Consider the following 787-nt stretch of genomic DNA (forward strand, 5'->3'; position numbering starts at 1 on the left):
GCTCGCCGCCGAGCCCCGCGCCGCCGTCGCGGCGCGGGCCGACGAACTGACCGACGCGCCCGGCGGCACCGTCCGCACGGTGTACGCGGCGGCCTTCCGCGGCTTCTCGCTCCAGGCCACCGAGGCACAGGCGGCGCGCCTGGCGGCCAGCCCCGACGTGCGCTACGTCCAGACGAACAACATCGTGCGGGCCGTGGGCACCCAGCCGAACCCGCCGTCCTGGGGCCTGGACGCGGTCGACGGCAAGCAGGACAAGACGTACACCTACCCGAACCAGGGCGACGGCGTCACCGCGTACGTCGTGGACACCGGCACCGACCTGCGGCACAGCAACTTCGAGGGGCGGGCCAGCAGCGGATACGACTTCATCGACAACGACGCGGACGCCAGTGACTGTCAGGGACATGGCACGCACGTCGCCGGGACCATCGGCAGCAAGGACTACGGCGTCGCCAAGCAGGCCAAGCTCGTCGCGGTCCGGGTGCTGGACTGCTCGGGCAACGGCTCCACCGAACAGGTCGTCGGCGGCCTGGAGTGGGTGACCAAGAACGCGGCCAAGCCCGCCGTCGCCAACATGAGCCTGGGCGGCCCCAGCGACCAGGCCCTGGACGACGCCACGCAGGGCACGATCGACGCGGGCGTCCCGGTCGCCGTCGCCGCGGGCAACGACTACGGCCAGGACGCCTGCGGCACCAGCCCCGCCCGGCTGCCCGCCGCCATCACGCTGGGCTCCACGGACCAGAACGGCAGCCGCTCCGGCTTCTCCAACGTCGGCCGCTGCCTGGAC

At 73.2% G+C, this 787-nt stretch carries 1 protein-coding gene; it reads left to right on the forward strand.

The window, feature by feature from the left end; all coding sequences use genetic code 11:
- A partial coding sequence (locus KUM32_RS37915) for a S8 family peptidase (protein WP_217146368.1) occupies positions 1–787 on the forward strand: 787 nt, incomplete at both ends.

It is taken from the genome of Streptomyces sp. AC627_RSS907 (assembly GCF_019049165.1).